The following is a 6596-nucleotide window of genomic DNA, read 5'->3' as shown; positions in this document are numbered from 1 at the left end:
GCAAAAAGCTCCTCGGCGGCCCATCGTTCAAACTCAAAATCGCCACCGCCCCGCGACTCCCCGCCATCACCCCACTGACCTTGATCTCCACCGGCGCCGTGCGGTTGGAAAACCACTGCAACGCCGGGTTGTCGCTGCGCGCAGCGAGCAGTTGCGGGGTGGCCGCCGGGGTGTGGGATTCGGCGGTGGTCAGGAGCAGGGATGACCAGGTGGCGATGCCGACCAGGGCGGCCAGCAGTGCGGTGGCCTGGATGATTTGGGGGGGTGAAAAGCGTGCGGTGAATCTCATGGGCTGAATCTCCTTTTAGTCCCGGTGACCAGACTACGCGGCAATTCTCACGGTTTTATTTCACACGCCTTACATGTTGGCCGTGCAGGATGGTTTTTTGGGACGGGGCTGGACGCAAGGGAGTGCGCATTCGATGAACCGGTGCAGGCAGCAGGGTTTTACGCTGATCGAGTTGATGGTGGTGCTGGTGATCATCGGCATCGCCAGTGCGGCGATCAGTCTGAGTATCAAGCCCGATCCGTTGCAGTTGCTGCGCAAGGACGCCGAGCGCGTGGCGCAGTTGCTGCAGATTGCTCAGGCCGAGGCCCGCGCCGATGGCCGGCCGATTGCGTGGTTGAGCGATGGCAAGGGGTTTCGGTTCAGTCGGCGCAGTGACAGTGGCAAGGGGTTTGATCATTTCGATCGGGACCCGCAGTTGCGGCCACGTCCCTGGCAGAGTCCGAAGCTTGCGGTGCGGGTTGAGCCGAAGCAGAAAGTGGTGCTGAACGCGGAGTGGATCAATCCGCCGCTGCAGTTGACGCTGTCTGACGGGCTCAATCGGTTGAGTGTGCTGCGCGATGCTTCGGGCCGGATTAGCGTGCAATGAACAGACAACAAGGTTTTACGCTGATCGAGGTGATGGTCGCGATTCTGTTGATGGCGGTGGTCAGTCTGATCGCCTGGAAGGGGCTGGACAGTGTCACCCGCGCCGACAGCCATTTGCAGGCCAGTGGCGAGCTGAGTGACAGCCTGTTGCGGGCGTTGAATCAGATGCAGCGGGATGTGGAGATGCGCGCCGGGATCGAGCTGACGGAGCCGAAGAAGGTCGGCACTGAAGATGAACCGGCGACGGCCCCGCCTGCCCTTACGGTGCGCAGCAGTGACAGCAAGGGGTTTCGGCTGGACATTATTCGTAGCGCGGCGGATCAGCCGGGGTCTTTGCAGCGGGTGCGCTGGTGGCTCAAGGGGGACACGTTGTATCGCGCTGTGGGGCCGGCGCGCAGTCGCTATCCGTTGCCGACGCCGACTGCGGGGGTGGCGGTATTGGGTGAGGTGAGTGATTTGCAGGTGCGGGTTTGGGAGGCGGACAAAGGGTGGCGGCAGTTGAGCGGGAATCGGCGGGAGGATCCGTTGGGGCTGGAGGTGCGGTTGACTCGGGAGACGGCGCAGGGGGTGGAGAAGTATCGGCAGGTGATGGGGCCGTTGGAGTAAGCCGAAGCACTGAGGTTTGTGTGGGAGCGGGCTTGCTCGCGAAGGGGGCAGCACATTCAACATATCATTGGCTGATCCACCGCTTTCGCGAGCAAGCCCGCTCCCACAGGGTTCCGTGGTGTTTTTGGGTGTTGCGTTGGGTTAGCTGAGAACTACGACGCCGCCCGGCAACTCGGTGCATTTGACGCCGTAGGCATCACGGATCAGTGCGCCTACGCCGGCGAGTTGATCAAGAGAGAAACGCGCCTGAACGCGGCGCTGGCCGAGTTCACGGTTCAGCAGCAACAACATGCCAGGACGGTAGCGGTTGATCTCGTCGATCATCTGGCTCAGGGTTGCGCCGTTGAACACCAGGACCTGTTGGCGCCAGTTGGTGACTGCCGTCGTGTCGACACTTTGCACGGTGCCGACTTGTTGCGCGTCATAGGTTAATTGCTGGCCAGGCTCCAGGCGCAGGCTGCGACCTTCAACTTCCACCTCTACCGCGCCATCGAGGCACGTCACGCACACCTGTTGATCGAGGTTGCGCAGGTTGAACCGCGCCCTGCTCGCCCGCAGCCATCCGCCACCGGCCTGCATCGCCATGGGCAGCCGTGCGGTCTGCACTTCGACTTCGCCGCTGACCAGTTCAAAGCCTTGTACGCCCTCATCCACCGAACGCTGGTTGATGCGGGTCTGGGTGTTCAGTTCCAGGCTCAAACCATCGGCCGGTTCGACCCGACGTTGCTGGCCGACTTCGGTGATGTAATCGGCGCCAAGTCCGGAGAAACCACCCGGGATCGTGCCGCGCACCAACAGGAACGCCGCCGAAGCAGCCATCGCGCCGCCGAGAAAGGCTCGCCGCCCGAACCGGCGTGGCGCTTGCGTCGCTTCGGCCGCCGGTTGCAGCAGGTGCCACAACGCTTTGCACTCTTCGAAGGCGCGGGCGTGTTCGGGGCTTTGGGCGCACCACTGGCGCAGCGCTCGGGCATCGGCGACCGTAGCGCGGCCGGAGGTCAGCAGGATCAGCCAGTCGCGGGCTTCGCTTTGCAGACGCTCGGCAGGCGTGGGCTCGGCAGGTGTCAGACGGAAGATGTTCAAACGCACAGGTACTCGACGGGTTGATCGGGACACTCAATCGGAGCTTCATTCACTAGACGGTTTTCCGGCCCCGCGACCGAACCGCTGAAACACTTTTCTTTCCAGTTTGGCCGCGCAGTACCCCAGTGCAGCCTTGATCTCCTTCTCGACCATGCGCGTGGAAATGCCGAAACGCTGGGAGATTTCCAGGTGCGGCGCTTCTTCCAGCCGTGCGGCGATAAAGATCCGGCGGCGCCGGGCCGGCAACTCGTAGAGGGCGCTGACCAGGGACTGGATTTCCTTTTGGCCGCCGACCACGCGCATCGGGTCCAGCGCTTCGTCGCTGACTTGCAGCAGTTCTTCGACTTCGCTGCCGGTGAGCAGCCGCGCATCGGCTTGGCGGCGGTCGGCGGCGATGTTCAGGGCCATGCGATAGAGGTAGGCGTTGGGCCGCAGCAGGTTCGGCGGCGCTTCCATGCGGTCGAGCCGCAGCCAGGTTTCCTGCAGCACGTCGTTGGCCAGGTCTTCCGAGCCGAGACGGCGTCGCAGGCGCACCCGAAAGTCCTCGTAGGACGTCAGGAACAGCTGGACCATCGAACTTTGCCCGGCGTCTTTCATCCCCCGGAAACTCCTTCCCATTGTGTGCATTCCATGCGCTTTCCTGACGATTCGGGTAACAACAGCAAAGTGACTGGCTGGCGCAATGCGCCGGGTGTGGGCCGGTCGATTTTGAGCGTGTGAAAACTGTCTACCAACGCTGCATCGCGCCGAACATCGCCGGTGGTGGTGACCAACCGGTTGTGCTGCACCACACCGTCGCGACCGATCCACAGCTGCAACACCGCGCGAAAACTGCCGGGCCGGGTCAGCGGCGAGCGGCACAGGTTGCGTTCAATCGCGGCCTGCACCGCCGTGGCGTAACTGCGGTTGACCGCTGCGCTGGCGGGGGACGGTCTCTCCGCCGACAACGGCACGTCCTCGACCTGCGCAACCTGCAAGGTGAACGCGTCGTCGCGGCTGTACTTGGCCATCAAGCCGCTGCCACCGAGCATCCGCCGCAACGCTTCGGCGGCGGTGAATTCACCATCCACTGCCAGTGAACGTCGACCGCGACTCAACTGGCTGTCGACCAGCACCGCCATGCCGGTGGCGCGGCTGAACTGATCGAGGGCGCGGGCCAGTTCCTGGGCCGGGATGTGCAGCGTCATGCGCATCGACGCCGGTACCGGATCGGCGCTGGCACGGCTCAGAAACAAGCCAAGCAGCAGCCCCAGACAGAGCTGGCGCATGAGCGCTGAGCGCGCAAATTCGTCCCTGGCACGGCCTCGCTGCACGGCTGATGCACCCCTGAAAACCGTCATCCTGAGGGCTGTTTATGAATCTGGTGTGACGGCCACTGCAAAAAAACCATCACGGGATCGGCACCGCCGTTGCACTAGACTCTTGAACCAGAACGGCCCCTTCGGGCCGGCCAGGAGGCAGGCATGAAATCAGTCTGGAAAGTCGTCTTCGGCGGCTTGGTGCTGACGGTGTTGGGCGCTGCACACGCGGAGGAGCCGCTGGGCTGTGTCGAGGTGACGGTGGGTGGCTACAAGGCGCCGAATTACGACTGCCTGAGCCAGCAGATGGGCAACAACCCCAATGGCGCGGCGGCTGCGCAGAAGAATCAGGAAGCGATGAATGTGCCGGTCAACAAGCGCCCGCCGAATCAGGTGGGACTGGCGACCCCGGCGGCCACCAGCACGCGGATGGGCAACACGTTTGGCACGTCGGTCAAACCGCAGCGACCACCGAACTAGTTTCGTCGATCAGTCGCTGGGAATCTGGCGAAAACTCACCGCCAGGCGATTCCAGTTGCTGATGGTGCTGACGGCCATTGTCAGGTCCACCAGTTCGCCTTCGTTGAACTGTGCTCGTGCCTGCTCATAGACGTCGTCCGGTACATGACTTTCCGCCAGCAGCGTCACCGCGTCGGTCCAGGCCAGCGCCGCCCGCTCGCGCAGGTTGAAGAAGCCGCTGTCGCGCCAGACTGCGATGGCATACAGCCGCCGGTCCGTCTCCCCTGCCCGCCGCGCTTCCACCGAATGCATGTCGGTGCAGAACGCGCACCCGTTGAGTTGCGAAGCGCGGATCTTGATCAGGTGCAGCAATGGCGCCTCGATGCTCAGGCTGCTGGTCAGCGCTTCCAGGGCGATCATCGCTTTCATGGCTTTGGGTGAAGCGCTGTAGTAATCCAGACGCGGGGACATGGGCGGGCCTCGGGCAGCAGAAGAGTGATTTCACGGTAAGCGCTGGCGCGCCAGGGTTACAGCCCCAATTGCACGAAAAAATGGCAGACCATTCCCCCGAGCCAAACACGATACCTGTGGGAGCGGGCTTGCTCGCGAAGGCGGTGTGCCAGTCGATTTTTAGTTGCCTGACACGACGCCTTCGCGAGCAAGCCCGCTCCCACAAGGGTAAGTGACCAATTCGAGGTTTTTGCTCTACGCAACTACTGCCCCGTCAGTAAACGGGAGTAATCTGGCCGGCACACTCAATTGCCCGGAGAGCCCCGTCGGTATGGAACTTCACGTCGTGATCAACGGCCGCAAGGATCTGGCGGGTCAGTTGTATCAACAACTGCGCGGCGCCATTGAATCCGGGCGTCTGGCCGCCGGCACGCAACTGCCGCCCAGCCGCTTGCTCGCTGAGCAACTGGGGATTTCGCGCAAGACCATTTCCGACACCTACGCGCAACTCACTTACGAAAATTTCCTCACCGGCGTCATCGGCAAAGGCACTTACGTCAACGCCCGCTCGACGCCAGTGCAGCGCAAGCAAAGCCATTGCGAACTGGCCAGTTCCGAGGTGATCGCGAGCTGGTGCAATTTGCCGGTGTTCCTGCGCCATCCGACACTGGACGGCTCGCTGCGCTACGACTTTATCGGCGGCGCCACCAGCAAGGGGCAATTCCCCCACGATGACTGGCGCCGCTGTGTCTCCCACGCCATGCGGCAAATGGCCGGTTCCAAAGGTTTCTACAGCGTGGCGGAAGGCTTGCCGGCGCTGCGCAATGCGATTGCCCGGCACATCGCGTTTTCCCGTGGCGTGACCTGCCAGGACGAAGACATCGTGGTGTGCAACGGCGCGCAGCAGGCGCTGGACCTGATCGCCCGCGTGCTGCTGCGGCCCGGCAGTCTGGTGGCGATGGAAGATCCGGGTTATCCGCCGGCGCGGTTGTTGTTCGGCACTCACGGCGCCACGGTGGTCGGTGTGCCGGTGGATGCGCAAGGGATTCAGGTCGCGCAGATTCCCGACGGCACCCGGCTGATCTACGTGACGCCGTCGCACCAGTTTCCGCTGGGCATGCCGATGAGCCAGGCGCGGCGCGAGGCGTTGCTGGCCCGGGCCTACGAACTTGGCGCGATCATCATCGAGGACGACTATGACAGCGAATTCCGCTACGAGGGTCGCCCGACCGATTCGCTGCACAAGCTCGATCAGCGCGGCATCGTCGCCTACGTCGGCACCTTCTCCAAGACCCTGCTGCCAGAGCTGCGGCTCGGTTACGCGATCCTGCCGCCGGCGATCCTCGAAGCGGTGATCCGCGCCAAGCAGCTCACCGACCTGCACGCCTCCACCCTGCCGCAATGGGCGCTGGCCAAGTTCATCGCCGAGGGTTGCCTGCTCAAGCACATCCGCCGCTGCCACACCATTTATGCCCTGCGCCGCGAGCGGATCCTGGCCCGCATGGCCACCGACCTTTCGCCGTGGCTGGAAGCCGTGCCGGCGAGTGCAGGCTTCCATATGGCGGTGTTCTGCCGGGTGGCGATCAATTTGCCGCTGGTGATCGAACTGGCGAAAAAAGTCGAAGTCGGGCTGTACGCCATCGACGGCTTCTATTACCAGCAGCCTGCCAGAAGCGGGCTGTATTTCGGCTTCGGTGCCATCGAGACGCTGGACATCGATATCGCGCTGGATCGCCTGCGCGACATTCTGCAACAGGTCGCCGGGTAGATTGGTCTAACGGATTACCCGCCGATTGGTTATTGGTGATCCGGGGGTGCAGGCCTATTCT

9 protein-coding genes are annotated in these 6596 nt (G+C 63.1%); 4 read left to right on the top strand and 5 right to left on the bottom strand.

Going from position 1 to position 6596, the window contains the following annotated elements; all coding sequences use genetic code 11:
- A partial coding sequence (locus J5M72_RS17385; RefSeq protein ID WP_207866623.1) for a general secretion pathway protein GspC occupies positions 1-289 on the bottom strand: 289 nt, incomplete at its 3' end.
- 133 nt (positions 290-422) lie between these two features.
- Here J5M72_RS17385 and gspH point away from each other — a divergent pair.
- On the top strand, positions 423-875 hold the full coding sequence (gene gspH, locus J5M72_RS17380) for a type II secretion system minor pseudopilin GspH (RefSeq protein WP_108562333.1): 453 nt from the start codon (positions 423-425) through the stop codon (positions 873-875).
- Complete coding sequence (locus J5M72_RS17375) at positions 872-1480, top strand: prepilin-type N-terminal cleavage/methylation domain-containing protein (RefSeq protein ID WP_207866621.1); 609 nt, start codon at positions 872-874, stop codon at positions 1478-1480. The genes gspH and J5M72_RS17375 overlap by 4 nt, the downstream gene beginning before the upstream one ends.
- A 141-nt stretch (positions 1481-1621) precedes the next feature.
- Here the strand turns inward: J5M72_RS17375 and J5M72_RS17370 are convergent, their stop codons facing one another.
- From J5M72_RS17370 to J5M72_RS17360, 3 genes are read right to left on the bottom strand one after another with little or no spacing between them, the layout of a single operon-like run.
- Positions 1622-2560, bottom strand: coding sequence for a DUF4880 domain-containing protein (locus J5M72_RS17370; RefSeq protein WP_207866628.1), 939 nt, complete (start codon positions 2558-2560; stop codon positions 1622-1624).
- A 45-nt stretch (positions 2561-2605) separates the two neighbouring features.
- On the bottom strand, positions 2606-3157 hold the full coding sequence (locus J5M72_RS17365) for an RNA polymerase sigma factor (protein WP_169430667.1): 552 nt from the start codon (positions 3155-3157) through the stop codon (positions 2606-2608).
- The gene (locus J5M72_RS17360; RefSeq protein WP_207866619.1) at positions 3154-3828 is read right to left on the bottom strand and encodes an STN domain-containing protein; all 675 of its coding nucleotides are present in this window, start codon (positions 3826-3828) and stop codon (positions 3154-3156) included. The genes J5M72_RS17365 and J5M72_RS17360 overlap by 4 nt, the downstream gene beginning before the upstream one ends.
- A 195-nt stretch (positions 3829-4023) precedes the next feature.
- On the opposite strand from J5M72_RS17360, the gene J5M72_RS17355 reads away from it, so the two are divergent.
- The gene (locus J5M72_RS17355) at positions 4024-4338 is read left to right on the top strand and encodes a hypothetical protein (protein ID WP_207866617.1); all 315 of its coding nucleotides are present in this window, start codon (positions 4024-4026) and stop codon (positions 4336-4338) included.
- A gap of 9 nt (positions 4339-4347) precedes the next feature.
- On the opposite strand, the gene J5M72_RS17350 is transcribed toward J5M72_RS17355, so the two are convergent.
- Positions 4348-4788, bottom strand: a complete 441-nt coding sequence (locus J5M72_RS17350; RefSeq protein WP_169430670.1) for a carboxymuconolactone decarboxylase family protein — start codon at positions 4786-4788, stop codon at positions 4348-4350.
- A gap of 310 nt (positions 4789-5098) precedes the next feature.
- Between J5M72_RS17350 and J5M72_RS17345 the strand changes: the two genes are divergently transcribed.
- A complete protein-coding gene (locus J5M72_RS17345; protein ID WP_207866615.1) occupies positions 5099-6535 on the top strand; it encodes a PLP-dependent aminotransferase family protein in 1437 nt (478 codons plus the stop codon).
- The last annotated feature ends 61 nt before the right edge of the window (positions 6536-6596 follow it).

The organism is Pseudomonas sp. 58(2021) (assembly GCF_017491585.1).
Taxonomy (GTDB): domain Bacteria; phylum Pseudomonadota; class Gammaproteobacteria; order Pseudomonadales; family Pseudomonadaceae; genus Aquipseudomonas; species Aquipseudomonas fluorescens_BT.
The sequence above is the reverse complement of the archived record's forward strand: the minus strand, read 5'-3'. Positions and strand labels throughout refer to the sequence as shown.

Coding starts and splice junctions, on each gene's coding strand:
- gspH (WP_108562333.1), top strand. CDS start 423: ATGAACCGGTGCAGGCAGCAGGGTTTTACGCTGATCGAGTTGATGGTG.
- J5M72_RS17375 (WP_207866621.1), top strand. CDS start 872: ATGAACAGACAACAAGGTTTTACGCTGATCGAGGTGATGGTCGCGATT.
- J5M72_RS17365 (WP_169430667.1), bottom strand. CDS start 3,157: ATGAAAGACGCCGGGCAAAGTTCGATGGTCCAGCTGTTCCTGACGTCC.
- J5M72_RS17360 (WP_207866619.1), bottom strand. CDS start 3,828: ATGCGCCAGCTCTGTCTGGGGCTGCTGCTTGGCTTGTTTCTGAGCCGT.
- J5M72_RS17355 (WP_207866617.1), top strand. CDS start 4,024: ATGAAATCAGTCTGGAAAGTCGTCTTCGGCGGCTTGGTGCTGACGGTG.
- J5M72_RS17350 (WP_169430670.1), bottom strand. CDS start 4,788: ATGTCCCCGCGTCTGGATTACTACAGCGCTTCACCCAAAGCCATGAAA.
- J5M72_RS17345 (WP_207866615.1), top strand. CDS start 5,099: ATGGAACTTCACGTCGTGATCAACGGCCGCAAGGATCTGGCGGGTCAG.